Source organism: Kineococcus terrestris (genome assembly GCF_041020755.1).
GTDB classification, from domain to species: domain Bacteria; phylum Actinomycetota; class Actinomycetes; order Actinomycetales; family Kineococcaceae; genus Kineococcus; species Kineococcus terrestris.
The window spans coordinates 25656-49407 of the sequence record NZ_JBEUEI010000005.1; the positions used below are offsets into that span (position 1 = coordinate 25656).

The following is a 23752-nucleotide window of genomic DNA, read 5'->3' on the forward strand; positions in this document are numbered from 1 at the left end:
TGGAGGAGGTGAGCGGGTGGGCCGTCCGACGATCCGCAGCGTGGCAGCTCGCGCCGGGGTGTCCAAGTCGCTCGTCTCGCTCGTGCTGCAGGGCTCCCCGCGCGTCAGCGAGGAGCGCCGCCGCGCCGTCCTGCGGGCCGTCGAGGACCTCGGCTACCGCCCCGACCCGGCCGCCCGCAGCCTCGCCGAGCGCCGCACCCGCACCGTCGGCCTCGTCGTCGACGACCTGCGCAACCCGTGGTTCGTCGACCTGCTCGACGGTCTGCGCCCCGTGCTGGCCGCCGCCGACCTGCGCCCCGTCCTCGCCGACAGCCACCGCGAGCCGGACGCCGCCCGCACCCTGGCGCTGCTGCGCGTGGACGGCCTCGTCGTCGTCGGCACGCCCTCGGACCCCGCGGCCGTCGACGAGGTCGCCGCCAGCGTGCCGACCGTCCTGGCCGGCACCCGCGAGGTGGTCACCGCCCCCGCCGACCTCGTCGCCGACGACGGGGAGGCCGGGGTCGCCGCCGCCGTGGACCACCTGCTGGCGCTGGGCCACCGCCACCTCGGGCACGTCGCGGGCTCCGGGGCCGTCGGCCGGCTGCGCCGCGACGCCTTCACCGCGCGGGTGCGCGCGGCCGGTGCGCGCGCCGACGTCGTCGAGGCCGACATGACCGAGGAGGCCGGCTACCGCGCCGGGCGCGAGCTCCTCGCGCGCGCCGAGCGGCCCACCGCCGTCCTGGCCGCCAACGACCTGTCGGCCGTGGGCGTGCTCGCGGCCGCCGACGCGGCGGGGCTGTCCGTGCCCGGCGACGTGTCGGTCGCCGGCTACGACGACACCTCGCTGGCCCGGCTGCGGGCGGTGTCGCTGACCAGCGTGGACAACGCCGCCCGCACGGTCGGCGCCCTGGCCGGGGAGCTGCTGCTGGCCCGCACGGCGGACCCGGCGCGCCCGTCCTCCACCCGGCTGGTGCCGCCGCGGCTGGTGGTGCGCCGCAGCACCGCGCCCCCGCCCGCGCGCTGACGGACCGGGAGGATGGGCGGGTGCCCGACGCCCCGAGCGGTCCCTGCCCGTGCTCCTCCGGCGAGGCGTACCCCGCCTGCTGCGGCCGCTGGCACGCCGGTGAGCCCGCGCCCACCGCGGAGGCCCTGATGCGCTCGCGGTACACGGCGTTCGTCCTGCGCGACGCGTCGTACCTGCTCACGACGTGGGACCCGGCGACCCGCCCGGACGACCTGGAGCTGGACGACGACGTGCGCTGGCTGCGCCTGCTCGTGCTGGGCACCACGGGCGGCGGCCCGTTCGACGACGAGGGGACCGTCGCGTTCGAGGCGCACCACCGCCGCGGCGGCGAGCGCGCGGTGCTGCGCGAGGACTCGGAGTTCCGGCGGGCGCGCGACCCGCGACACGGCCGGGTCTGGCGCTACGTCGGCCCGCGGTGAACGATCGGGGGACCAGGTGCTGCCCCGACGACGAGGCGTGAAGCTCCTCGCCGATGGGTAGGTCCCTGGTGACCCACCGTGATCTCGCGAGGGAGGCACCACCGTGAAGCTGGACTGGCTCAAGCCCGTCGCCGTCGACCCCGGACCCCACGTCGCCGTCTACGCCGACGTCTCGCGCAACAACGAGACGGGCGCGCACGAGATCGACCTGCGCTGGCGCGACGCGCGCGACGGGCTGAGCGCCCAGGGCGCCCCGTCCGCCGCGCTGGAGGCCCTGGACGAGGTGGCCGGGGAGCCGGTCGAGGTGGGCGGGCGCGTGGGCCGGGCGCTGGTCGCCTCCGCGCAGGGGGTGGAGCTTGACGTCCTGCTGCCGGACCCGCCGCTGCGCGACGAGGCCACCACCGGCCCGGTCGCGCACCTCATGCCGCTGGTGCGCTCGCTGGCCGACGACGTGCGCTACGTGCTCGTCGAGCTGGACCGCGCCGGCGCCGACATCACCGTCAGCCGCTCCGACAGCCCGCGCGGCGGGGAGAAGCGCACGGTGGAGGGCGGCCACGACGTCCTGCACAAGGTCCCCGGCGGGGGGTGGTCGGCGCTGCGCTACCAGCGCCGCGTGGAGGACAGCTGGGACCACAACGCCGGCGCGGTCGCCGACGCGCTGGCGGACCTGGTGCGCACCGAGCACCCCGAGGTCGTCCTGCTCACCGGGGACGTCAAGGCCGCGGCGGCGCTGCGCGACAAGGCGGCCAAGCCGGTGCTGGAGCTGCTGGCCGAGGTCCCGGGCGGCAGCCGGCACGCGGGCGCGAAGGAGGACGCGTTCGCGGCCGCGGTCGCGCAGGCGCTGGAGGTGGTCCGCCGCCGCCGCCGCGACGCGCTCGTCGACGAGTTCGAGCAGGAGATCGGCCGCACCCGCTCCGGGCAGGGCCCGGACGGCACCGGCGGCGCGGGCCGCGCGGTGGAGGGGATGCGCGCGGTGGTCGGGGCGCTGAGCCGCGGGCAGGTGCGCACCCTGCTGCTGCGCGACGACCCGTCCTCGGACCTGCGGCTGTGGATCGGCGACGACCCGACGCAGGTCGCCACGACCGCCGAGGACCTGCGGGCGATGGGCGTGGGCGACCCGCTGGAGGTGCGCGCGGACGCGGCCCTGCTGCGCGCGCTGGCCGCCACGGACGCCGAGATCGAGCTGGTCGCCGAGCGCCCGGTCATGGACGGCGGCGTCGGCGCGGTCCTGCGCTACGCCGACCCGTCGACGGCCGGCTGAGCGGGCGGGCCGAGCGCCCCGGCGGAGGGGGCGGGGGCGGTCGGTAGCGTGCGCGCATGCCGCACCTGCTGCACCTCGACTCCTCCGCCGACCTGACCTCCTCGCGCTCGCGGGCGCTGACCGCGGAGTTCGCCCGCGCCTGGGCGGCGCGCGGGGAGGGGTTCACGACGACGTACCGGGACCTGCACCGCGACCCGCTGCCGCACCTGGCGGACTCCGAGCTGCACTGGACGCCGGCGGACCGCCGCCCGGGCGCGCAGGTCCCCGCGGACGCCGAGGCGCTGCAGCGCACGATCGTCGAGGAGCTGCTGGCCGCGGACGTCCTGCTGGTGGGGGCGCCGCTGTACAACTACACGGTCCCCTCGACGCTGAAGGTCTGGTTGGACAACGTCCACGTGCCGGGCCTGCTGACGGGGGCGGGCACGCAGCCGCTGGCGGGCCGCAGGGCCGTCGTGGTCAGCAGCCGCGGCGCCGTCTACGACGCGGGCACGCCCACCGAGACGTGGGACCACGGCGTGCCCGTCCTGCGGATCATCCTGGGCGAGGCGTTCGGGATGGACGTGGAGGTGGTGCAGACGAGCATCACGCTGGCCCACCGGGTGCCGGACCTGGCCGCCCACGCCGAGCGCAGCGACGGGGAGTTCGCGGCGGCCCGCGAGCGCCTGGCGGAGCTGGGCGCGACCCTCTGAGGCGGCCGCCGGGCCGGCGGCGTCAGCGCGGCTCGGCGGGGACGTCGACCGCGCTCGCGGCGACGATCTCCTGCAGCGCGGCGACGTGGTCGCGGTAGGCCCGCTGGCCCCGGCGGGTCAGGGACAGCCAGACCCGCCGCGAGTCGCCGCCGTGCCGGCTCTGGCCGACGTACCCGGCCTCGACGAGGGCGGCGACCTGCTTGCTCAGCGCCGACGGGCTGAGGTCGAGGTGCTCCTTGACCACCGACAGCTCCAGCGTGGTGCCGGCCGCGAGCAGGGCGCAGATGCGCAGGCGGTGCGCGGGGTGGATGACGGGGTCCAGCGCCGCGCTCACGCGGTCCCGCCCGTGCTCGCGCGGGGGCGCCCGGTGGTGCGGCGGTGCACGACACCGGCGACGAGGTAGCAGGCGGCGGCCGCGACGGCGAGGGCGAGGACGGGCCAGGCCGCGGTGGTCGCGTCGGCGACGACGAGGGCGGCCAGGACGCACGCGCCGGAGGCGAGGACGAGGGCGACGAACAGCCGGCTGGTGGGCACGGTCCAGGGGGTGCCCATCCGGTACCCGGCGGCGACGTTGACGCCCAGCACGGTGAGGCCGATCGCCAGGAAGACGGGGTTGCGGTCGTCCCGGAGCAGCGCGGTCGCCGCCATGGCCCCGAGCAGCAGCGCGTTGACGGGGTAGATCCACGTGGGCCAGGGGGTGTCGCGCACGGCGCGCTGGGCCCGCTGGACGTCGGCGAGCGCGGCGCGGGCCTCGGCGGCGTCGGGGGTGCGGTCGATGCTTTCCATGCTGGCAACCATCGCAGGTGTTTTCCGCGGTGGCAACCGTTGAGCAGGTGGAAACCACCGGGTGCTGCGCCGTCCGGGTGAGTCCGCGTGAAGCGGTTGACAAGCGGTGACGCCACGTCGTCTCCTGGACGTTCCCATCCAGAGCGGCCGAGAGACTTGGCTCGACGACGCCGCAGCAACCGCCCCCCGGGGACCGGTGCTTCCGCCAAGACCGATGGAGGACACCGTGGAGAGCACCACGCCCCCGGCCACCGGCGCGCCCCTGACGCGGCGCCGGCACGTCGACCTCGTGCGCACGGCCGGCGGGACCTGTCGGGCCTGACCAGGCCCCCGTCCCGTCCCCGCCGCGCACCCCGAGAGGTCTCGTCATGCCCGCACGCCCCGACCAGCCCGCTCCGCGCCCGTGGGGCTTCGCCACCGAGCAGGTCCACGCCGGTGCCGAGCCCGACGACGTCCACGGCGCCCGGATCCCGCCCGTCCACCTGACCGCCGGGTTCGTCTTCCGCGACTTCGAGGACGCCCGCGCCCGCTTCGCCGGTGACGACGACGGCTACGTCTACTCGCGCCTGGCCAACCCGACCCTGACCGCGGTCGAGCGGCGGGTCGCCCGCCTGGAGGGCGGGCGCGACGCGCTGCTCGTCGGCAGCGGCCAGGCCGCCGTCACCGTCGCCCTGCTGGGCCTGCTCGGCGCCGGCGACCACCTGCTGTCCGCGGCCAGCGTCTACGAGGGCTCGCGCGGGCTGTTCCGCGAGAACTTCGCGCGGATGGGCGTCGCGGTCGACTTCGTGCCGACCGCCGCCGACGGCGGCACCGACCTGGACGCCTGGCGCCGCCTGCTGCGGCCCACGACGCGCGCGGTGTTCCTGGAGTCGATCCCCAACCCCAAGAACGACGTGCCCGACCTGCGCGCGGTGGCCGACCTCGCCCACGCGCACGGGATCCCCGTCGTCGTCGACAACACGCTGGCCACCCCGTACCTGCTGCGCCCGCTGGAGCACGGCGCGGACGTCGTCGTGCACTCGGCCAGCAAGTTCCTCGCCGGGCACGGCGCCGCCCTCGGCGGCGCCGTCGTGGTGGGGGAGGGCTTCGACTGGGCGGCCGGCGGGCGCTACCCGCACCTGGTGGACCGCTCGTCCGGGCGCAGCTGGGTGGACCGGTACGGCCCGCGCGCCTACGCCGAGCACGTGCGGCAGGTCGTCGCCGCCCGGCTGGGCCCGACGCTGTCGCCCGTCAACGCGTTCCTGCTCCAGCAGGGCCTGGAGACGCTGTCGCTGCGGGTGTCCCGGCACGTGGCCACCGCGCTGACGCTGGCGCGCTGGCTGGAGCAGCAGCCGGAGGTCGTCGCCGTCGACCACGCCGGCCTGGCCTCCAGCCCCTCCCACGCGCTCGCGCAGCGCTACCTGCCGCGCGGCGCCGGGTCGGTGTTCGGCGTGACGGTGGCCGGCGGGGAGGCCGGCGCGCGCGCCTTCGTCGACGCCGTGCGGCTGTTCACCCGCATGTCGCACCTGGGCGACGTGCGCTCCCTCGTCCTGCACCCGGCCTCGACCTCGCACGCGCACCGCAGCCCGGCCGAGCGCGCGGCCGCCGGCATCTGGCCGGGCCTGCTGCGCCTGTCGATCGGGCTGGAGGAGCCGGAGGACCTGCTGGCGGACCTGCGCCTGGCGCTGGACGCGGTGCGGAACGCGGTGGCCGGTTCCGAGGTGGCGCCGACGCCGGGGCCGGTGGGCGCCGCGGTGCCCGCCCTCGTGGCGGCGGGGGTCCTCTGATGGCGCGGCTGCAGCACCTGGGCTGGTTCTTCTCCCGCGGCTTCGGCCCGCAGGGCTGGGGCCACCCCCACCACGGCTGGGGCGACGACTGGACGCGCCCGGACCTGTACGTGCGGGCCGTGCAGGAGCTGGAGCAGGCCGGTCTGGACCTCGTCGTGTGCGAGGACGCCGTCTCGCTGGGCGACCCGCGCACGCTCGACCTGCGGGTGCGCGCCGCCTACGGCGGTCCCAAGCACGACCCGCTGCTGCTGGCGCCGTACCTGTTCGCCGCGACCCGGCACATCGGCGTCGTCCCGACCGTCAACGCCGGGATCACCCCGCCGTACCTGGCGGCCCGGCAGGCCGCCACCCTCCAGCACCTGTCCGCGGGCCGGTTCGGGATCAACCTCGTCACCGACTCCGGCTCGGCCCGCCACGTCGGCCTGGAACCCGTCCCGCACGGCGTCGCCTACGACCGCGCGACCGAGTGGATCGACGTGGTCCGCGAGCTGTGGCGCAGCTGGGACGACGGCGCCCTCGTCGCCGACGCCGCCACGGGCCGCTTCGCCGACGGCGGCCGCATCCGCGCCCTGGAGCACCGCGGGGAGCACTTCCGCCTCGACGGGCCCCTCAACGCGCTGCCGTTCGAGTCGCTGGGCGAGCCCGTCGTCGTCTCCCCGGGCGGCTCACCGCGCGGGCTGGCGTTCGCCGGGTCCCGCTCGGACGTGCAGCTGGCGCTCGCGCCCCTGGACGTGGCGAGCGTGCGCGCCTACCGCGCCCGCGTGCTGGCCGCAGCCGCCGAGGCCGGGCGCAAGGCCGGCGACGTGCGGGTCCTGTTCGTCGTGAAACCTGAGCTGGTCGCCAGCGCCGAGGAGGCCGACCGGGTCGTGGCGGCCTCCCGCGCGCCAGGCGAGGACGTCCTGCGCGCGGTGGCGCTGGCCTGGTCCAGCGACCTGGAGACGGACCTGACGGCGCTGCCGCTGGACGAGCCGCTGCGCGACGACGTCTTCGCCGACCACGTCTCGCGCGGCACGATCGCGGGGCTGCGCGCGGGCGCCGACCCGGACGCGCCCCTGCGCGAGCTGCTGGCCCGCAAGGCCCGCAAGGGCCGGCTCGCCGACCGCTCCGGCCTGGTCGGCACGGCCGAGGAGTTCGCCGACCTCGTGGAGGAGTTCGGCGAGGACGCGGACAACGACGGGTTCCTGCTGTCCGGGGACCTGCACCCGGTGACCGTGCACCGCTTCCTCGACGACCTCGTGCCCGTCCTGCGCCGGCGCGGGCTGCTGCGCACGTCGTTCGGGCGCGGGGGGCTGCGGGAGAACCTCTTCGACTTCTGAGGAGCGGCCGCCGGGACCCCGCACCGGCACGGGTCGCCCGCGCGGGGACGCCCCGGCGACCGCCTCGCGCCGCCGCGGCCCCGGTGGTACGACGACGGTTCCGTCCCCCACGTCCGGAGGTCCTCCCGTGCCCGCCGTCTACACCGCCGTCGCCACCGCCACCGGGGAGGGCCGCGACGGCCGCGCCCGCAGCTCCGACGGCCTGCTCGAGGTCGACCTCGCCGTCCCGCGCGAGATGGGCGGCCCCGGCGGCGCGACCAACCCCGAGCAGCTGTTCGCCGCCGGCTGGGCCGCCTGCTTCCACAGCGCTCTCAAGGGCGTCGCCCGCCGGCGGGGCGTGACGTTCACCGACTCCGCCGTCACCGCCGAGGTCGGCATCGGTCCCGACGGCGACGGCGGCTACGGCCTGCAGGCCGCCCTGCACGTCGAGCTCGGCGGGATCGGCCAGGCCGAGGCCGAGCAGCTCGTCGAGGCCGCGCACCAGGTGTGCCCCTACTCGAACGCCACCCGCGGCAACGTGCCGGTGGTGCTGGAGACGGTCACGGCGTGAGCGGCCGGACGCTCGGCGGTGCCCTGCGCCGCGTGGCGCAGGTCGCCCTCGGCGTCGCCCTGCTCGGCGCGGGCACCGGCCACCTGACGACCCTGCGCGAGGAGTTCCAGGCGCAGGTGCCGCCGTGGCTGCCGCTGGACGCCGACCTCGTCGTCGTCGCCTCCGGGGTCGTCGAGATCGCCCTCGGCGCGGCCCTGCTCCTCGTCCACCGCCAGCCCGCGCGCGCCGTCACCGGCGCCGTCGTGGCCGCGTTCTTCGTCGCGGTCTTCCCCGGCAACGTCTCGCAGTACCTCACCGGCACCGACGCCTTCGGCCTGGACACCGACACGGCCCGCGCCGTGCGGCTGGCCGGGCAGCCCGTCCTCGTGCTGTGGGCGCTGTGGTCGACGCGCGCGTGGGGCACCTGGCGCGAGCGGCGCGCGGCCCGCGAGCGCTGACGCTCCCGTCACCCGCTCGTCACCGGCGAGTCACGCGGAGTGGTTGCGCCGCGGGCGCGGCGGTCGGCACGATGAGCGCCGCCCGAGCGGCACGGCTCCCACCGGGACGCCCGTCGTCACCGCTCGCCGTCGAGAGGGTGACCCCGTGCTGCGTGCCCCGTCCCGTCCTGCCCGCCCGTCCCGCCGCCTGCCCGCGCTCGCGGCCGGCCTGGCCGCCGCCGTCACCGGCGGTGCTCTGCTGGCCGCCGCCGCACCGGCCGCCGCGGCCCCGACCGCGTGCTCGGACGTCGAGGTCGTCTTCGCCCGCGGCACCGGCGAGACGCCCGGCCTGGGCATCACGGGCGGGCCGTTCGTGCGGGCGCTGACCAGCGAGCTGTCCGACCGGACCGTCACCTCGCACGCCGTGGACTACGCCGCCAACTCCTCCCAGACCAGCGCCGGGCCCGGCGCCACCGCGATGAGCGCGCGCGTGCGCGAGGTCGCCGCGGCCTGCCCGTCCACCGTCTTCGTCCTCGGCGGCTACTCCCAGGGCGCCACCGTCACCGACATCGCCGTCGGCATCCGCACCGGCACCACCACCGGCACCCCGGTGCCCGCGGAGCTGTCCGGCCGCGTGGCCGCCGTCGTCGTCTTCGGCAACCCCCTGGGCATCGGCGGGCGCACCATCGCCACCGCCAGCGCCACCTACGGGCCGAAGTCGAAGGACTACTGCAACAGCAGCGACAGCGTGTGCGGCAGCGCCCCCAAGACCGGCACCGGCGGGCACCTCAGCTACGCCAGCAACGGCTCCACGACCGACGGCGCGCGCTTCGCCGCCGGCCTGGTGCGCGCCGCCGGCACCCCCACCACCCCGACGCCCGGCCCGACGCCGACGCCCACGCCGGCGCCCACCTGCGTGCGCGACAGCACCCGCGACCACGTCGCCGCCGACCGGGCCGTGGACGTCCTCGGCCGCGCCTACGCCCGCGGCACGCGCGACAGCCTCGGCTACACCAGCAGCTTCAACGTCGTCTCGCTGCGCCAGGTCGAGGGCGGCTGGGAGCGCGTCCTCAGCTGCTGAGGCGCGGGCGGCCGGTCCGGAGCGGCCTCACCGGGCGTCGACGACCCGGTCCAGCCACTCGCCGAGCAGGTGGCGCTCACCGGCGGTGAGCGCCGCCAGGCCGGGCGCCGCCGCGCGCAGGGCGACCGCCGCCGTCGTCACCGCGTCCGGGCCACCGCCCGCGCCGCTGTCCGCGCCGGCGTCCGCGGGCGCGTCGGCGAGGACCTGGCGCAGCACCGCCTCCAGGGCGTCCTCGGCCAGCGCGGGGTCGCGCTCGCCGGCGGGCGCGGCCAGCAGGGTCAGGACGGTGCCGGTGCCGGCGGCGTGCACGAGGGCGACGGCGCGCGCCTCGCCCACCCGCAGCCGCCCGGCCGCGGCCAGCCGGTGCACGCGCGCGCGCAGCACGTCCAGCCCGCGGCGCGCGGCGGGGGAGCGGTGCGCCCGCTCGGGGTGGCTGAGCAGCAGGAAGACGCTGGGGTTGGCCAGGCCGAACTCGACCTGGGCCCGCCAGCCGGCGCGCAGGTCGTCGACGGGGTCGACGTCCGCGGCGGCGGCCCCGCGCACGACCTCGGCCTTGGCGGCGGCGTGGGCGGCCGTCACGTGCTCGGCCACCGCCTCCAGCAGGCCGTCCTTGTCCCCGAACAGGCGGTAGATCGCCGGTGGCTGCACCCCGGCGGCCTCCGCGACCGCGCGGGTGGTGACGGCGGCCGGTCCTCCGTCGCGCAGCAGGTGCGATGCCGACTCCACGATCGCCGTCCGGTGGTCGCCGCGGTCCGGTGCGCTCGTCACGTTCCAACGGTACCTCGCTCTTGCTACCAGTGGTTCACACCGTTACCGTCGAAACCACACCAGCGATAACGCTGGTACCACGACGACGGAGGGACGACCGTGATCGTCATCACCGGGGCCACCGGGGCCCTCAACGGGGCCACCACCGAGCACCTGCTCCAGCGCCTGCCCGCCGAGCGCCTCGCGGTCGCCGTGCGCGACCCCGCCCGGGCGCAGCACCTCGCCGACCGGGGCGTGCGGGTCCGCCGCGCCGACTACGCCGACCCCGCCTCCCTGCCCGCGGCCTTCGCCGGCGCCGAGCAGCTGCTGCTCGTCTCCGCCAGCGACCCGGCCGCCGACGCCGTCGCCCTGCACCGCGCCGCCGTCGAGGCGGCCACCGCCGCGGGCGTCGGCCGGGTCCTCTACACCAGCCACCAGGGCGCCCACCCGGGCACGCCCTTCGGCCCCGGCCGCGACCACGCCGCCACCGAGGAGCTGCTCGCCGCCTCCGGCCTGCCGTGGACGTCCCTGCGCAACGGCTTCTACGCCCACAGCCTCGGCTGGCTGCTGGGTCCCTGGCGCGAGAGCGGCCGGATCGTCGTCCCCGCCGACGGGCCGGTCTCCTGGACCGCGCGCGAGGACGCCGCCGAGGCCGCCGCGCTCCTCCTCGCCTCCGGCGCCGCCCCCGACGGCCCGCTCACCCTCACCGCCCGCGAGGCGCCCACGTTCGCCCAGCTCGCGGCGACCGCCGCCGAGCTGTCCGGCCGCGACGTCGAGCTGGAGGTCGTCGAGCCCGGGCGCTGGGTCGCCGACCAGGTGGCCGCCGGCCGCCCCGAGCCCGTCGCCCGGTTCACCCTCGGCCTCTACCTGGCCGCCGAGCGGGGCTTCTTCGCCGGCGTCGACCCGGCCCTGGGCGAGCTGCTGGGCCGCGAGCCCCGCACCGCGCGCGAGCAGCTGGCCGGGACGCCCGTCCCCGCCGGCTGAGCGGGCCCCGCGCCCGCCCACCGTTCCGCTGCGCGCGGACGCGCCGTCCCCTAACCTCGCCGCAGGTCCAAGCGGTGGCCTCCCCGACGGCGGGAGCACCCGGTGACACGTCGACACCCCTCCCGGCCACCGCGCGCGGTGCGCCGGTGAGGCACGAGGCGCTCGTCAGCGCCGTGGCCGCGCTCGCGCGGTCGGCCAGCGGGGACCTCGGACCCGAGCAGCTGCTGGCCCGCCTCGTCGACGTCACCGCCGAGCACCTGGCCGGCGACGGCGTCGGCGTGATGGTCAACGACGGCGGGCTGCTGCGCTTCGTCCACGGCAGCCGCGCCGCGGTCGAGCGGGCCGAGCGCCTGCAGGAGCTGATGCAGGAGGGCCCCTGCCACGACTCGCTGCTGTTCGAGGTGGAGGTCGTCGTCGACGACCTGCGCGACCCCGTGCAGACCGCGTGGCCGGAGTTCGTCGAGCGCGCGCTGGAGGCGGGGTTCCGCTCCGTGGTCGCCGTCCCCCTCGTCAGCCGCGGGCGGGTGTGGGGCGCGCTGGACCTGTACCGGCGCGAGGCCGGCACCTGGCGGACCGAGGAGCTGCAGTGGGTGCGGCTGCTCGCGCACCTGGCCGTCTCCTACGTCGTCATGGCCGCCGACCGCGACGAGGCCCGCCGCGCGCGGGCCGAGCTGGAGCACCGCAGCACCCACGACGCGCTGACGGGGCTGCCCAACCGCGTCCTGCTCTTCGACCGCCTCGAGCACGCCCTGTGCGCGGCCCGCCGCCACCGGCGGGCCGTGGCCGTCCTGTTCGTCGACCTCGACCGCTTCAAGGCCGTCAACGACACCTTCGGCCACGCCGCGGGCGACCGGGTGCTGGCCACGCTCGCCACCCGCATGGGCGCCGCGCTGCGCGCGCAGGACACCCTCGCGCGCCTGGCCGGCGACGAGTTCGTCGTCGTCTGCGAGGACCTGCCCCGCGAGGAGGACGGCGGCGCCGGCGAGCAGGTGCGGGCGGTCGTCACCCGGCTGCGCCGCGCCCTGTCCCGGCCGGTGCGCCTGGGCGAGCTGGACCTGGTGGTCTCCGCCAGCATCGGCGTGGCCGTCACCGGCGACCACGTCAGCGCCGACGACCTGCTCGCCGACGCCGACAGCGCCATGTACCGGGTCAAGCAGCAGCGCGGCGGGGACGTCGCGCTCGACCCGCGCGCCACCGGTCCCGCGACCGGCGGCCCGGGCGCCCCGCGCCCGGCGCGCTCGGCCCGGCAGCTGGAGCGCCAGCTGGCGCAGGCGCTGCCGCATGAGCAGCTGCGGGTGCACTTCCAGCCCATCACCGCCCCCGACGGCACCGTGCACGCCGTCGAGGCGCTGCTGCGCTGGCAGCACCCCCGGTACGGGCTGCTGCCCGCCGCGGAGTTCGTCGACCTGGCCGTCGGCAGCGGCCTGGTCGTGGGCATCGGGCGCTGGGTCGTCGAGCGGACCTGCGCCCAGATGGCCCGCTGGCGCGACGAGCTGGGGGCGCGGGCGCCGGGGACGGCCTACGTCAACCTCACCGCGCGCGAGCTGGCCGACCCGGGCCTGACGTCCTCCCTGGCCGCGGCGGTGCGCGCGCACGGCCTGCAGCCGCAGCACCTGGGCCTGGAGCTGCTGGAGTCCAGCTTCATCGACCCGGACGTCCTGCCCAGCCTGCACGAGCAGCAGCACCGCGGGCACCCGCTGTCGGTGGACGACTTCGGCACCGGCTGGTCGTCCCTGTCCCGGCTGGTGGAGCTGCCGGTGCGGATGGCCAAGATCGACAAGAGCCTCGTCGCCGGCATCGGCCACGACCCGCGCCGCCGCGCCCTCGTCGAGGCCGTGGTGACCGTCGCCGACAGCCTGGACCTGCGCGTCATCGCCGAGGGCGTGGAGACCCCCGAGCAGGCGCGCGGGGCCGCCGAGGCCGGCTGCCACTACCTGCAGGGCTTCCACTGCGGGCGGCCGCAGCCGGGCGAGGAGCTCACCGCGCGCTGGCGCGGGTGAGCGCGGCGGCGCGGCCGGGAACCCGGTGGACGGCGCCCGCCCGCCCCGGTGGACTGGGCCGGTGGACACCCCGCCGCTGCCCGCCGACCCGCTCCTGACCGACGGGGACGTGCTGCTGCGCCGGCACCGCGACGCCGACCTGGACGGCGTCCTGGCGCAGGGGAGCGACCCGGTCACGCAGCGCTGGGTGCCCGTCCCGGTCCCCTACGGCCCGCAGCAGGCCCGCGACTACCTGGCGGCCGTGCGCGCCGACCACGGCGCGGGCCGGGCGCTGGCCCTGGCCGTCGAGGTGGGCGGCCGCTTCGCCGGGTCGGTGGACCTGCGCCTGGAGGGCGCCGGGTGGGCGGAGGTCGGCTACGGCCTCGCCCCGTGGGCGCGCGGGCGGGGCGTCGGCGTCCGCGCGCTGCGCCTGCTGCTGGTGTGGGCGTTCGACGAGGCCGGGTTGACGGGCGTGCACTGGCGCGCCCTGGTCGGCAACGAGGCCTCGCGCCGGACGGCGCGGGCGTGCGGGGTGCGGGTGGAGGGCACCGTGCGCGGCCTGCTGGACCACCGCGGCGAGCGCCGCGACGGGTGGATCGGCTCCGTGCTGGCGGGCGAGCTGGTGCGCTGATCCCGCGCTCGCGCCGCGGTCTACGCGGTGAAGGCGGCCAGCAGCGCCGCGTCCACCGGCCGGTCGGCGTACACGAGACGCACCGCGGCCGGGTCGGGGTTGCCGGCGTCCGGACCGCGGTGCACCAGGACCAGGCCGGCGCGCTCGGCGGCGCGCCGGGACCCCTCGTTGTGCTCCAGCAGGTACGCCACGACGGGCAGCTCCGGACGCAGCCGCGCCGCCCACCGCCGCGCCTGCGCCACGACCTCCTGGGCGTAGCCGCGGCCCCACGCGGCCGGCGCCAGGCGGTAGTACACGTTCCACGCCAGGCCGTGCCGCAGCGAGCACCCGCCCATCCCGAGCACCGGCCCGCCGCCGCGGGGGCGGACCGTCCACGGCCCCAGGCCGTGCGCGGCCCAGTCGGCGCGGTAGCCGTCCACCAGCGCCCGCGTCTGCTCCGGCGTCGTGTGCCGGCCCGAGGGCAGGTGCCGCCACACCCCCGGGTCGGCGTGCAGGGCGTGCAGCTCCGCCAGGTCGGCCTCGACGGGGGCCGTCAGCAGCAGCCGCTCCGTCTCGACGCGGGCGGGCGGACCGGCGGGGGACCCGGCGGGAGCGCCGGCGGGAGGGCTCGTCACGGCGGGCAGCCTGCCCGACGGCCCGGACACCCGGCGCCCACAGGCGTTGTCCACCGCTTGTGGACGACACCTGTGGACAGAGGTGGCTCACACGAGCGGGACGACCGCGCGCCCCGCGACCAGGTCCACCCCGGCCAGGCGCAGCCCGTGGCGCCGCGCGGCCCGCAGCAGCCCGTCCGCCCACCCGACGTCGGCCGCCCGCACCCCGGCCGGGGCGGGCCGCACGAGCGCCGCCGCGCAGCGGCCGGTCCCGGTCCCCTCCTCGGCCACCACCCGCGCGGCCAGCTGCGCCACCTGGTCCAGGAACCGGTCGTCGTGGGCGTCCGGCAGGCCCTCCAGCGCGAGGACCACGGGTGACGGGTGGCCGTCGGCGTCCGGCAGCACCAGCCACAACTCGTACCCGGCGGGCGGGTCGGCGTCGGCCAGCAGGGCGCGCCAGCGCGCGGCGGTGGCGGCGCGGATCGGGGCGGGGGTCAGCGGGGAGCTCGTCACGACGCCGACCCTGGTGGCCGGGCCCGACCCGGCGGCCCGCCCGTCCACACCCCGGCCGCGCCGCGCGCGGCGGGTGCGGGTGTGGACCCGCCGGCGCTCAGCGCGCCGGGACCCCCGCGGCGGCCGCGATGCCGCGCACCGCCTCCTCGTCGAGGTCCACGACGACCTCCCCGTCCCCCGGCCGCGGCACCGTCAGCACGGTCACCCGCACGGTCCCGTCGTCGGCGAGGTCCACCACGCAGGCGCCGCTGCCGCGCACGGCCCGCTCCCGCCCCGCCGTCACGAGGACGTCGGTGCGGTTGGCGACCGCCGGCGCGACCACGGCCGTCACGCCGTCCAGCGCGGCGACGTACGGGTGGTGGTAGTGCCCGCTGAGCAGCACCCGCACGTCCGTGCCCCGCACGACGTCCAGCAGCTCGTGCGGGCGCTGCAGGCGCAGCGCCTCGTGCAGCACCGTCGGGGCCGGCAGCACCGGGTGGTGGTGCACGACGACCGTCCCGCGCGGGGCGGCCCCGCGCAGCAGGTCCGCGAGGCGCTCCAGCTGGGCGGGCCGCAGCTCGCCGTACCCGGCACCGGGCACCGAGGTGTCCAGCGACACCACGCGCAGCCCGCCCGCGTCCACGACGACGTCCACCGGCTCGTCCGGGTCGTGCCCGGGCCGGTCCAGCAGCCCGGCGGCGAACGGCGCGCGCACGTCGTGGTTGCCGACCGCCCACACCACGGCCGCACCGCGCGGGCGCGCGAAGCCCTCCACCAGGGCGCGCACGGCCGCGTAGGAGGCGGGCGTGCCGTCCTCGGAGACGTCGCCGGAGACGACGACGGCGTCCAGGTCGCCCAGCCCGGCCAGCCCGGCGAGGACGTCGCCCAGGGCCGCCGTCGTGTCGACGGCCCCCTGGTGCAGTCCCGCGTCGGCGAGCAGGTGGGTGTCGGACAGGTGCAGCAGGCGCGCGCTCACGCGGTGATCGTGCCCGAGGCCGCCGACCTGCGCCCGGAGTTGCCGGTGCCTAGCGTGGGCGCATGAGCGAGCAGCCCGACCAGCCGACCCTCGACGACGTCATCGACCCGGAGATCGCCGCCCCGCGCGACCGCCAGGAGCACGCGAAGGCCCCCGCCCGGCCCAGCGACGACGAGCTGGAGCAGCGCGTCGAGCACGAGCGCCGCGAGGTCGGCCTGGGCGGCGACGGGGGTGGCGACGGGGGCGGCGACGTGCCCCCGGCCACCGACTGACGGCCCGGGGCGCGCCGGGGACGGCTCAGCCGTCCCCGCGGCCCCCGCCGTTCGACGCCCCGTTCCCGCGGCCGTTCCCGTTGCCGCCGCCGTTCCCGTTCCCGGCACCGCTGCCCCCGCTGCCGGCCGCGGCGGTGTCGCCGTCCCCGCCGCCGTCACCGCCGTCCCCGCCGTCCCCGCCGCCGTTCCCGCCGGTCGCGGTGGGCGACGACGTGGGCGAGGACGTCGGGCTGGACGTCTCGGTCTGGGTGGGCTCCGGCTCCGGCTCCGCCTCCACGACGAGGTCGACGCGGCTGCCCACGTCCACGGAGCTGCCCGCGGACACGCTCTGGCTGACGACGGTGCCCGGCTCGGCGCCGCCGGTCGTCGCGCGCTCGACGTTCGCCTGCAGGCCGAGGTCGTTGAGGGCCGCGGTGGCCGCGTCCTCGGTCTGGCCCGCCACGTCCGGCACGGTCACCTGGCCGCTGGCGACGAACAGGTCCACGGCCGTCCCGCGCGCCACGGACGCCCCGACGGCCGGGTCGGTGCGCACGACGGTGCCCGCGCTCGCCGAGGGCGACTCGTCGGTCTGCTCCGCGTCACCGCCGCTGAGGCCGGCCGCGGCCAGCGTCGCCCGCGCCTCCGACTGCGTCTGCCCGGTGACGTCGGGCACCTCCACGGCGGCCGGCCCGGTGGAGACGTTGACGACGACGGTGCCGCCGAGCTCGACGGGGGTCCCGGCCTCCGGGTTGGTGGACTGCACCTGCCCGGCGGGCACGGCGTCGTCGGCGACGTCGCGGAACTCGCCCACGAGCCCGGCCTCGTCCAGCGCGGCCTCGGCCTCCTCGCGGCTCTGCCCCACGAGCACCGGCACGTCGGCCGTCGTGGGCGACTGCGTGGCCGTCGGCTCGTTCCCGCCGGAGCCGTCGCCCAGCAGCGACCAGCCCGCCGCGCCCACCCCGAGGACGAGGGCGAGGACGAGCAGCACCCACGGCCAGCGCCGGCGGCGCTCGTCCTCGTCGTCGGGGTCGGTGGCGACCGCGGCGCCGCCGCGCGGGGCCGGGTCGGCGCTCGCGCCCGTGACGACCGGCATCGCGGAGGTGGGGGTGCTGGGCGCGGGGGCGGGCGGCACGACCTGGGTGGCGACGGTCGGCGCGGCCAGCCCCGCGGCGCCCGCGGCCCCGGCGGCGATCGAGGCCCCGCGCAGCGGGCGCCCCTCCACGGCCCGGCGCAGGTCGTCGGCGAAGTCGGCGGCCGTCTGGTAGCGGTTGTCGCGCTCCTTGGACAGCGCCATCAGCACGACGGCGTCCACGGCCGGCGGAACCGACGGCTCCAGCGCGCTCGGCGGCTTCGGCTGCTCGCTGACGTGCTGGTAGGCCACGGCGACGGGGGCGTCGCCGGTGAAGGGGGGCCGGCCGGTGAGGACCTCGTAGAGCATGCAGCCGGTGGAGTACAGGTCGCTGCGGGCGTCGACCTGCTCCCCGCGCGCCTGCTCGGGCGACAGGTACTGGGCGGTGCCCATGACCGCCGACGTCTGCGTCAGCGTGGCGGAGGAGTCGGACACGGCGCGGGCGATGCCGAAGTCCATGACCTTCACCTCGCCCGCCGGGGTGATCATCACGTTGGCGGGCTTGATGTCGCGGTGGACGATGCCCATCCGGTGGCTGTACTCCAGCGCCCCGAGCACGCCCTCGGTGACCGACAGGGCGTCGGTCAGCGGCAGCGGGTGGTCGGTGCGCAGCACGTCGCGCAGCGTGCGGCCCTCGACGTACTCCATGACGATCCACGGCAGCTGCAGCTCGCCGCCGCCGGGCTGGACGGCCGCGTCGGCGCCCGTGTCGTACACGGCGACGATCGAGGAGTGGTTCAGCGACGCCGCGGACTGCGCCTCGCGGCGGAAGCGCGCCTGGAAGGACGGGTCGCGGGCCAGGTCGGCGCGCAGCAGCTTGACCGCGACCGTCCGCCCGAGGCGCCGGTCGTGGGCCACGTGCACCTCGGCCATGCCGCCGCGGCCCAGGAGGCTGCCCACCTCGTAGCGCCCGCCGAGCACGCGCGGCGCGTCCTGCGGGCCGTCCAGGCCGTTGCCGTCGGTCACGTCGTCCTCTCCCCGTCCCTCAGACACCCAGTGCCGCCCTCATCACCTGCTGCGCCACCGGGGCCGCCAGCCGTCCACCGTAGGCGCTCTCGGAGGACCCGCCGTTGTCGATCACCACGGCGACGGCCACCTCGCGGTCCCCGGCCGAGGCGAAGGAGGTGAACCAGGCGTAGGGCGCGGCGCCCTCGCCGGCCTGCGCGGTGCCGGTCTTGCCGGCCACGTCCACGCCGGGGATCTGCGCCCGCGTGCCCGTCCCGCTCTCCACGACACCGCGCATGACCTCCGTCAGCTCCCGCGCCGTCTCGGAGCTGACCGCGCGGCCGAGCTCGCGGGGGGAGGGGGCGTCGATGACGTCGAACGTGCCGTCCCCGGCGCGCACCTCGGCGACGAGGTTGGGCTGCACGAGCACCCCGTCGTTGGCGATCGCGGCGGAGACCATCGCCACCTGCAGCGGCGTGACGCGCACCTCGAACTGGCCGATGGCGGACTGCGCGAGCTGCGGGGGGTTCAGGTCGGCGGGGAAGCTGCTGGGGGTGACCCCCAGCGGGATCGACAGGTCCTGCCCGAAGCCGAACGCCTCGGCCTGCTCGCGCAGCGCGTCCTGGCCCAGGTCCAGGCCCAGCTGGGCGAAGGCCGTGTTGCAGGAGATCCGCATGGCGTCGGCGAGCGAGACGACGTCCCCGGCCCCGCACGCGCCGCCGTCGGAGTTGCCGATGGTCGCGCTGGTCTGCGGCAGCTCCAGGCGGGCGCTGCCGGTCAGCTGGGAGGCGGTGTCGTAGTCGCCGCTCTCCAGGGCCGCGGCGGCGGTGACGACCTTGAACGTCGAGCCCGGCGGGTACAGGTCGCCGGCGATGGCGCGGTTGACCAGCGGGTCGGCCTCGTCGGCCAGCAGCGAGGTCCACGCCTCGCGGGCCGCGGCGCCGTCGTGGGTGGCCAGCCGGTTGGGGTCGTAGCTGGGGCTGGAGACCATCGCCAGCACGTCGCCGGTGGACGGCTCCAGCGCGACGACCGCGCCGCGCCGGCCGTCGAGGGCGTCGTACGCGGCGCGCTGCACGGCCGGGTCCAGCGTCAGCCGCACGTTCGCCCCGACCGGCTCGGCGCCGGTCAGCAGGTCGGCCATGTTGCGGTAGAAGAGCCGGTCGGCCGTGCCGGAGAGCACGTCGTTGGCGGCGCGCTCGATGCCGGAGGTGCCGTACACGACGGAGTAGTACCCGGCGGCGTGCGCGTACAGCTCCCCGTCGGAGTACTCGCGCTGGAACTCGTACGCGTCGTCGACCTCGGTGCTCGTGGCGATCGGCTGGTTCTCCCCGACGAGGATCGCGCCGCGCTCGCGGCCGAACTCCGCGTACAGCTGCCGGGAGTTGCCGGGCATGGCGTTCAGCTCGTCGGCGCGCACGAACTGGATCCACGTCGTGGAGGCGAACAGCGCGAAGAAGAGGAACGCGACGACGGCCGACAGGCGGCGCAGGGGGCGGTTCACCCGAGCCTCACCACCTGGGTGACGCCGGTGTCCCCGGCCTCGGGGCCGTTGCGGACCTCCTCGGCGGGGCGGCGGGCCAGGTCGGAGACCCGCAGCAGCAGCGCCACGACGATCCAGTTGGACACCAGGGAGGACCCGCCGGCGGCCAGGAACGGCATCGTCAGGCCCGTCAGCGGGATGACGCGGGTGACGCCGCCGACGACGACGAAGACCTGCAGCGCCACCGAGAACGACAGGCCCGCGGCCAGCAGCTTGCCGAACCCGTCGCGCACGCCGATCGCCGAGCGCAGCCCGCGCTGCACCAGCACCGCGTACAGCAGCAGCACCGCGAACAGGCCCACCAGGCCCAGCTCCTCGCCGAAGGAGGAGTAGATGAAGTCGGAGTTGGCGAACGGCACGATGTCGGGGCGCCCGCGGTCCAGGCCGGTGCCCGTCAGCCCGCCGTTGGCCATCCCGTACAGGCCCTGCACGAGCTGGTAGCTGCGGTCGGTGTTGTCCGGGTCGAAGGGGTGCAGCCAGATGTCCACGCGCTGCTGCACGTGGGAGAACGCCGAGGCGGCGAACAGCGCGCCGGCGGCGAACAGGCCCAGGCCCAGCACGATCCAGCTGACCCGCTCGGTGGCGACGTAGAGGACGGCGACGAACAGCCCGAAGAACAGCAGCGAGGTGCCCAGGTCGCGCTGCAGGACCAGGACGCCGACGCTGGCCAGCCAGGCCAGCAGGATCGGGCCGAGGTCGCGGGCGCGCGGCAGCCGCAGGAACAGCAGCTTCGGGCCGGTCAGGGACAGCGCGTCGCGGTGCACGACGAGGTACCCGGCGAAGAACACCGCCAGCACGATCTTGGCCAGCTCACCGGGCTGGAAGGACAGCGGGCCGATCCCCACCCAGATCCGGGCGCCGTTGATGGTGCGCCCCAGGCCCGGCAGCAGCGGCAGCAGCAGCAGGACGAGGCCGGCGACCATCGCGGTGAACGTGTAGCGGCGCAGCACCCGGTGGTCGCGCACCAGCACCAGGACGGCCGCGGCCGCGAGCACGCCCAGCGCGGACCAGACGAACTGCCGCGGCGCCTGCGCGGCGCCCGACGTCGCCCCGTCCAGGCGGTGGATCATCACCAGGCCCAGGCCGTTGAGCAGCGTGGCCACCGGCAGCAGCACCGGGTCGGCGTACTTGGCCCGCCAGCGCAGGACCAGGTGCAGGCCGACGGCCAGGCCGCCGAGCACCCCGGCGTGCACGAGCATGTTCGGCGGCAGCGCGCCGTCGGCGGTCAGGCCGACGACGGCCCACGCGCCGGTGGAGATCGCCAGCGCCAGCAGCACGAGCACCAGCTCGGCGCCGCGCCGGGTGCGCGGGTACACGGGCAGCACGGTCGCCATCAGCTGCTCCCCCCGCACTCGGCGGTCGGCTCGTCGGTGGTGGACGTGGGTGGGGCGGTGGGCGAGGTGGTGGGGGACCCGCCGGGCGACGCGGCCGGCGCCGGGTCCGTCGCGGCGCCGGCCGCCGGGGAGGCCGTGGGCGCGGGGGTCGCCACCCGGGCGGCCGCCGCCCGGCACGCGACCGCGATCTCGCGCAGGTTCGCCACGGTGCGCTCGGCGCCCGCCCGGTCCACGGCGCTGATCCGGTTCTGCACCTGCCGGCGGTAGGTGGGCGGCAGGTCGGCCAGCGCGACGCCGGTCAGCTCCACCACCGACGACGTCGTCACCGGGCCCACGTCCTGCGTCAGCCCCCGGTACAGCGCCACCTGCCCGGCGTCGGCGCCGACGAACCACTGCCGCTGGCTCCAGTCCCACACCCCGTACGCGCCCGCGCCCAGCAGCAGGAGCAGCACGAGCGGGCCGGCGATCCAGCGCCGTCGCCGGCGCCGTCGCGAACCGGCCCCCTCGGCGGCGCGGGCTGCGTCGTCCTCCTCGTCGTCGGCGCCGTCGCCCTGCTCGCCGCGCAGGGCGGCGGCGCGGGCGGCGGGGGTGCCGGTGGCGCTGGATCGGCGCGGGCGGTGGAACGCGGCCGCGCCCACCACCTGCGGGGTCGTCGAGGGCGGGGTGCCGCCGCCGAGCTCGACGACGTCGGCGACGACGCAGGAGACGTTGTCGGGGCCGCCGCCGCGCAGGGCCAGGTCCACGAGGCGCTCGCAGGTGGCCTCGGGGGTGTCGCCGGCGGCGAGGGTGGCGGTGAGGGTGTCGTGGCTGACGACGCCGGACAGGCCGTCCGAGCACAGCAGGTAGCGGTCGCCGGGGCGGGCCTCGCGCACGGACACGTCGGCCTCGTCGTCGGCGCGGCCGGTGAGCACCCGCATGATCATCGAGCGCTGGGGGTGGTGCTCGGCCTCCTCGGGCGTGATGCGGCCCTCGTCGACGAGCGTCTGCACGTAGCTGTGGTCGCGGGTCAGCTGCACCAGCCGCCCGTCGCGCAGCATGTAGCCGCGCGAGTCGCCGATGTGGGCCAGGACGAGGCGGTTGCCGGCCCGCAGGACCGCGGTGACGGTCGTGCCCATCCCGGCCAGCTCCGGCTCGGACTCCACCCGGCGGCGCAGCTGCTCGTTGGCGGCCTCCAGCGCCTCGTGCAGGTGGTCGGCGGCGTCGTCGCTGCCGTGCGACTCCCCGTCGAGGACGGCCAGCTCGCCCACGGCCAGGGAGGAGGCGACGTCGCCGCCGGCGTGCCCGCCCATGCCGTCGGCGACGACGAGCAGGTGGGGGCCGGCGTAGCCGGAGTCCTGGTTGGTGGTGCGCACGAGGCCGACGTCGGAGCGGGCGGCGTAGCGCAGGGCGATCGCCACGGCTACCTCCGCAGCTCGAGCACGGTCTTGCCGATGCGCAGCGGCGTGCCGGGCTCGAAGGGGGTCGGGGTGGTCAGCCGCGCGCGGCCGAGGTAGCTGCCGTTGGTGGACTGCAGGTCCTCCACGACGAAGCCGCCCGCGGTGGGGTCGGCGGTGATCCGCACGTGGCGGGTGGAGGCGTACTCGTCGTCGAGGACGAGGGTGCAGTCGGCGCCGCGCCCGATGAGGACGGGGGCCGCGCCCAGCGTGATGCTCGTGCCGCGCAGGGAGCCCTCGACGACGACGAGGGTCGCGCGCGGGCGCGGCGGCTCGGCGGGCTCGGGCGCCGCCTCGGCGGGGGCGCGAGCGGCCGCGGGGCGGGGCCGGGAGGTCCGGCGGGCGGTGACGCGGGTGCCGAGCAGGTCGGTGCGCAGGACGCCGACCACGGCGAGCACGAAGACCCACAGCGCGACCAGCAGGCCGAGCCGCAGCGCGGTGAGGGTGAGTTCGCTCACGGGCCGGTCAGGTCCAGCTCTCGTCGTGGCGGCCGGAGCGGAAGACGAGCCGCGTGCGCCCGACGGTCACGCTCGCGCCGTCGTGCAGGTCGGTGGAGGAGACGCGCTCGCCGTCGACGAAGCTGCCGTTGGTGGAGCCGAGGTCGACCAGGCGGGCGCCCTGGGCGCTGACGCGGACCTCGGCGTGCCGGCGGGAGACGCCCGGGTCGTCGACGACGACGTCGGCGTCGGAGCCGCGGCCGACGACGGTGACGGCCTCGTTGAGGACGTAGCTGCGGCCGTCGACCTCCAGGCGCGGGCGCCCGGCCGGGGTGGTGCGCGGGGAGGCGGGCGCGACGCGGCCCTTGACGGTGGAGCTGAGGACGCGGAAGACGCCGGTCTCCAGGTCCTCGGCCTCGTGGAAGGAGACCCGCACGGGGCCGACGAAGGAGTAGCGCTGCTTCTCGGCGTGCTGGGTGACGGCGACGACGAGCTCGTCGGCCAGGGTGTCCTGCCAGCTGGCGATCTTCTCGTGGTCGGTGGGGCCGAGCTCCACGACGAAGCTGTTGGGGACCAGGGTGCGCCCGCGGGCCAGGACGGCCGCGCGGTCGTCCAGCTCCCGGCGCAGGGCGCTGGCGACCTCGACGGGCTGGACCTCGCTGCGGAAGGCGCGCGCGAAGACGCCGTTGACGGCGCGTTCGACGCCCCGCTCGAAGCGGTCGAGCACTCCCACGCCGCCTCCCCCCGTGCGGTCGTCCCTGCGGTACCGGCGGTCCCGGCCACGGCATCGTATCGGCGCCCTCGCCGCCCGCCCGCCGTGCGCGACCGGGCGCGTCACGGGCAGCCCCGCGGGCCTGGTACGGTTCTCGATGTCTGCGCGAGTGGCGGAATAGGCAGACGCGCACGGTTCAGGTCCGTGTGCCCGAAAGGGCGTGGGGGTTCAACTCCCCCCTCGCGCACAGGAGAAGGCCCCGGTCGAGTCGACCGGGGCCTT

Annotated in this window: 26 protein-coding genes, 1 tRNA gene and 1 riboswitch; of the genes, 15 read left to right on the forward strand and 12 right to left on the reverse strand. The window is 77.4% G+C overall.

The genetic code is table 11. The features are described 5' to 3' along the window. Nucleotides 1-40: 40 nt before the first annotated feature. The 4 genes from AB8M62_RS04665 (at nucleotide 41) to AB8M62_RS04680 (ending at nucleotide 3372) form a co-directional block, all read left to right on the forward strand. A complete protein-coding gene (locus AB8M62_RS04665; RefSeq protein WP_369054206.1) occupies nucleotides 41-1003 on the forward strand; it encodes a LacI family DNA-binding transcriptional regulator in 963 nt (320 codons plus the stop codon). Between the two features lie 20 nt (nucleotides 1004-1023). Next, nucleotides 1024-1422 carry a YchJ family protein gene (locus tag AB8M62_RS04670; protein ID WP_369054207.1) on the forward strand — a complete coding sequence of 133 codons (399 nt, stop codon included), beginning with the start codon at nucleotides 1024-1026 and terminating at the stop codon, nucleotides 1420-1422. Between the two features lie 103 nt (nucleotides 1423-1525). Then, on the forward strand, nucleotides 1526-2683 hold the full coding sequence (locus tag AB8M62_RS04675) for a baeRF2 domain-containing protein (protein WP_369068787.1): 1158 nt from the start codon (nucleotides 1526-1528) through the stop codon (nucleotides 2681-2683). 56 nt (nucleotides 2684-2739) lie between these two features. Then, nucleotides 2740-3372 (forward strand): FMN-dependent NADH-azoreductase, encoded by a 633-nt coding sequence (locus AB8M62_RS04680; RefSeq protein ID WP_369068788.1) that lies wholly within the window; start codon nucleotides 2740-2742, stop codon nucleotides 3370-3372. A 22-nt stretch (nucleotides 3373-3394) separates the two neighbouring features. Here AB8M62_RS04680 and AB8M62_RS04685 read toward each other — a convergent pair whose 3' ends face one another. Together AB8M62_RS04685 and AB8M62_RS04690 are read right to left on the reverse strand one after the other, a co-directional pair. Next, complete coding sequence (locus AB8M62_RS04685; protein ID WP_369054212.1) at nucleotides 3395-3706, reverse strand: MarR family winged helix-turn-helix transcriptional regulator; 312 nt, start codon at nucleotides 3704-3706, stop codon at nucleotides 3395-3397. Continuing rightward, nucleotides 3703-4158, reverse strand: a complete 456-nt coding sequence (locus AB8M62_RS04690; protein WP_369068789.1) for a hypothetical protein — start codon at nucleotides 4156-4158, stop codon at nucleotides 3703-3705. The genes AB8M62_RS04685 and AB8M62_RS04690 overlap by 4 nt, the downstream gene beginning before the upstream one ends. Before the next feature lie 131 nt (nucleotides 4159-4289). After that, nucleotides 4290-4379, forward strand: a riboswitch (SAM riboswitch). 5 nt (nucleotides 4380-4384) lie between these two features. Here AB8M62_RS04690 and AB8M62_RS04695 point away from each other — a divergent pair. The 6 genes from AB8M62_RS04695 to cut all read left to right on the forward strand — a co-directional run bounded on the left by AB8M62_RS04695 (nucleotide 4385) and on the right by cut (nucleotide 9287). Next, nucleotides 4385-4480 (forward strand): putative leader peptide, encoded by a 96-nt coding sequence (locus AB8M62_RS04695; protein WP_369054215.1) that lies wholly within the window; start codon nucleotides 4385-4387, stop codon nucleotides 4478-4480. Between the two features lie 46 nt (nucleotides 4481-4526). Next, a complete protein-coding gene (locus AB8M62_RS04700; RefSeq protein WP_369068790.1) occupies nucleotides 4527-5924 on the forward strand; it encodes an O-acetylhomoserine aminocarboxypropyltransferase/cysteine synthase family protein in 1398 nt (465 codons plus the stop codon). After that, nucleotides 5924-7240 (forward strand): LLM class flavin-dependent oxidoreductase, encoded by a 1317-nt coding sequence (locus AB8M62_RS04705; RefSeq protein WP_369054218.1) that lies wholly within the window; start codon nucleotides 5924-5926, stop codon nucleotides 7238-7240. Before AB8M62_RS04700 ends, AB8M62_RS04705 begins: the two co-directional genes overlap by 1 nt. 127 nt (nucleotides 7241-7367) lie before the next feature. Then, the gene (locus AB8M62_RS04710; RefSeq protein ID WP_369068791.1) at nucleotides 7368-7790 is read left to right on the forward strand and encodes an organic hydroperoxide resistance protein; all 423 of its coding nucleotides are present in this window, start codon (nucleotides 7368-7370) and stop codon (nucleotides 7788-7790) included. Then, a complete protein-coding gene (locus AB8M62_RS04715) occupies nucleotides 7787-8227 on the forward strand; it encodes a DoxX family protein (protein ID WP_369068792.1) in 441 nt (146 codons plus the stop codon). The genes AB8M62_RS04710 and AB8M62_RS04715 overlap by 4 nt, the downstream gene beginning before the upstream one ends. A gap of 148 nt (nucleotides 8228-8375) precedes the next feature. Next, a complete protein-coding gene (cut, locus tag AB8M62_RS04720; protein WP_369068885.1) occupies nucleotides 8376-9287 on the forward strand; it encodes a cutinase in 912 nt (303 codons plus the stop codon). A 27-nt stretch (nucleotides 9288-9314) separates the two neighbouring features. Here cut and AB8M62_RS04725 read toward each other — a convergent pair whose 3' ends face one another. After that, nucleotides 9315-10055 carry a TetR/AcrR family transcriptional regulator gene (locus AB8M62_RS04725; protein WP_369068793.1) on the reverse strand — a complete coding sequence of 247 codons (741 nt, stop codon included), beginning with the start codon at nucleotides 10053-10055 and terminating at the stop codon, nucleotides 9315-9317. Between the two features lie 99 nt (nucleotides 10056-10154). Here AB8M62_RS04725 and AB8M62_RS04730 point away from each other — a divergent pair, with 99 nt between their 5' ends. From AB8M62_RS04730 to AB8M62_RS04740, 3 genes are all read left to right on the forward strand, one after another. Next, nucleotides 10155-11018 carry an NAD(P)H-binding protein gene (locus tag AB8M62_RS04730; protein ID WP_369068794.1) on the forward strand — a complete coding sequence of 288 codons (864 nt, stop codon included), beginning with the start codon at nucleotides 10155-10157 and terminating at the stop codon, nucleotides 11016-11018. A 146-nt stretch (nucleotides 11019-11164) separates the two neighbouring features. Then, nucleotides 11165-13018, forward strand: coding sequence for a putative bifunctional diguanylate cyclase/phosphodiesterase (locus AB8M62_RS04735; protein WP_369068795.1), 1854 nt, complete (start codon nucleotides 11165-11167; stop codon nucleotides 13016-13018). Between the two features lie 61 nt (nucleotides 13019-13079). Then, a complete protein-coding gene (locus AB8M62_RS04740) occupies nucleotides 13080-13628 on the forward strand; it encodes a GNAT family N-acetyltransferase (RefSeq protein ID WP_369054226.1) in 549 nt (182 codons plus the stop codon). Nucleotides 13629-13648: 20 nt separating this feature from the next. Here AB8M62_RS04740 and AB8M62_RS04745 read toward each other — a convergent pair whose 3' ends face one another. The 3 genes from AB8M62_RS04745 to AB8M62_RS04755 all read right to left on the reverse strand — a co-directional run bounded on the left by AB8M62_RS04745 (nucleotide 13649) and on the right by AB8M62_RS04755 (nucleotide 15689). Beyond that, a complete protein-coding gene (locus tag AB8M62_RS04745) occupies nucleotides 13649-14242 on the reverse strand; it encodes a GNAT family N-acetyltransferase (RefSeq protein WP_369068796.1) in 594 nt (197 codons plus the stop codon). Nucleotides 14243-14329: 87 nt separating this feature from the next. Continuing rightward, the gene (locus AB8M62_RS04750) at nucleotides 14330-14734 is read right to left on the reverse strand and encodes a hypothetical protein (RefSeq protein WP_369068797.1); all 405 of its coding nucleotides are present in this window, start codon (nucleotides 14732-14734) and stop codon (nucleotides 14330-14332) included. 97 nt (nucleotides 14735-14831) lie between these two features. After that, nucleotides 14832-15689, reverse strand: coding sequence for a metallophosphoesterase family protein (locus AB8M62_RS04755; RefSeq protein ID WP_369054230.1), 858 nt, complete (start codon nucleotides 15687-15689; stop codon nucleotides 14832-14834). Nucleotides 15690-15751: 62 nt separating this feature from the next. On the opposite strand from AB8M62_RS04755, the gene AB8M62_RS04760 reads away from it, so the two are divergent. Further along, nucleotides 15752-15961 carry a hypothetical protein gene (locus tag AB8M62_RS04760; RefSeq protein WP_369068798.1) on the forward strand — a complete coding sequence of 70 codons (210 nt, stop codon included), beginning with the start codon at nucleotides 15752-15754 and terminating at the stop codon, nucleotides 15959-15961. Nucleotides 15962-15986: 25 nt separating this feature from the next. Here the strand turns inward: AB8M62_RS04760 and pknB are convergent, their stop codons facing one another. Genes pknB through AB8M62_RS04790 form a run of 6 tightly spaced genes read right to left on the reverse strand, consistent with a single transcriptional unit; the run spans nucleotide 15987 to nucleotide 23491 of the window. Next, nucleotides 15987-18035 (reverse strand): Stk1 family PASTA domain-containing Ser/Thr kinase, encoded by a 2049-nt coding sequence (pknB, locus tag AB8M62_RS04765; protein ID WP_369054233.1) that lies wholly within the window; start codon nucleotides 18033-18035, stop codon nucleotides 15987-15989. A 19-nt stretch (nucleotides 18036-18054) separates the two neighbouring features. Further along, nucleotides 18055-19515, reverse strand: a complete 1461-nt coding sequence (locus AB8M62_RS04770; protein WP_369054234.1) for a peptidoglycan D,D-transpeptidase FtsI family protein — start codon at nucleotides 19513-19515, stop codon at nucleotides 18055-18057. Next, entirely contained in the window at nucleotides 19512-20888 is a 1377-nt protein-coding gene (locus AB8M62_RS04775) for an FtsW/RodA/SpoVE family cell cycle protein (protein ID WP_369054235.1), read from the reverse strand. Before AB8M62_RS04775 ends, AB8M62_RS04770 begins: the two co-directional genes overlap by 4 nt. Continuing rightward, on the reverse strand, nucleotides 20888-22285 hold the full coding sequence (locus AB8M62_RS04780) for a Stp1/IreP family PP2C-type Ser/Thr phosphatase (RefSeq protein ID WP_369068799.1): 1398 nt from the start codon (nucleotides 22283-22285) through the stop codon (nucleotides 20888-20890). Before AB8M62_RS04780 ends, AB8M62_RS04775 begins: the two co-directional genes overlap by 1 nt. A gap of 2 nt (nucleotides 22286-22287) precedes the next feature. Then, entirely contained in the window at nucleotides 22288-22779 is a 492-nt protein-coding gene (locus AB8M62_RS04785; protein ID WP_369054238.1) for an FHA domain-containing protein FhaB/FipA, read from the reverse strand. A gap of 7 nt (nucleotides 22780-22786) precedes the next feature. Beyond that, nucleotides 22787-23491, reverse strand: a complete 705-nt coding sequence (locus AB8M62_RS04790) for an FHA domain-containing protein (RefSeq protein WP_369054239.1) — start codon at nucleotides 23489-23491, stop codon at nucleotides 22787-22789. Nucleotides 23492-23633: 142 nt separating this feature from the next. Between AB8M62_RS04790 and AB8M62_RS04795 the strand changes: the two genes are divergently transcribed. Beyond that, nucleotides 23634-23717, forward strand: a tRNA-Leu gene (locus AB8M62_RS04795). Nucleotides 23718-23752 lie beyond the last annotated feature (35 nt).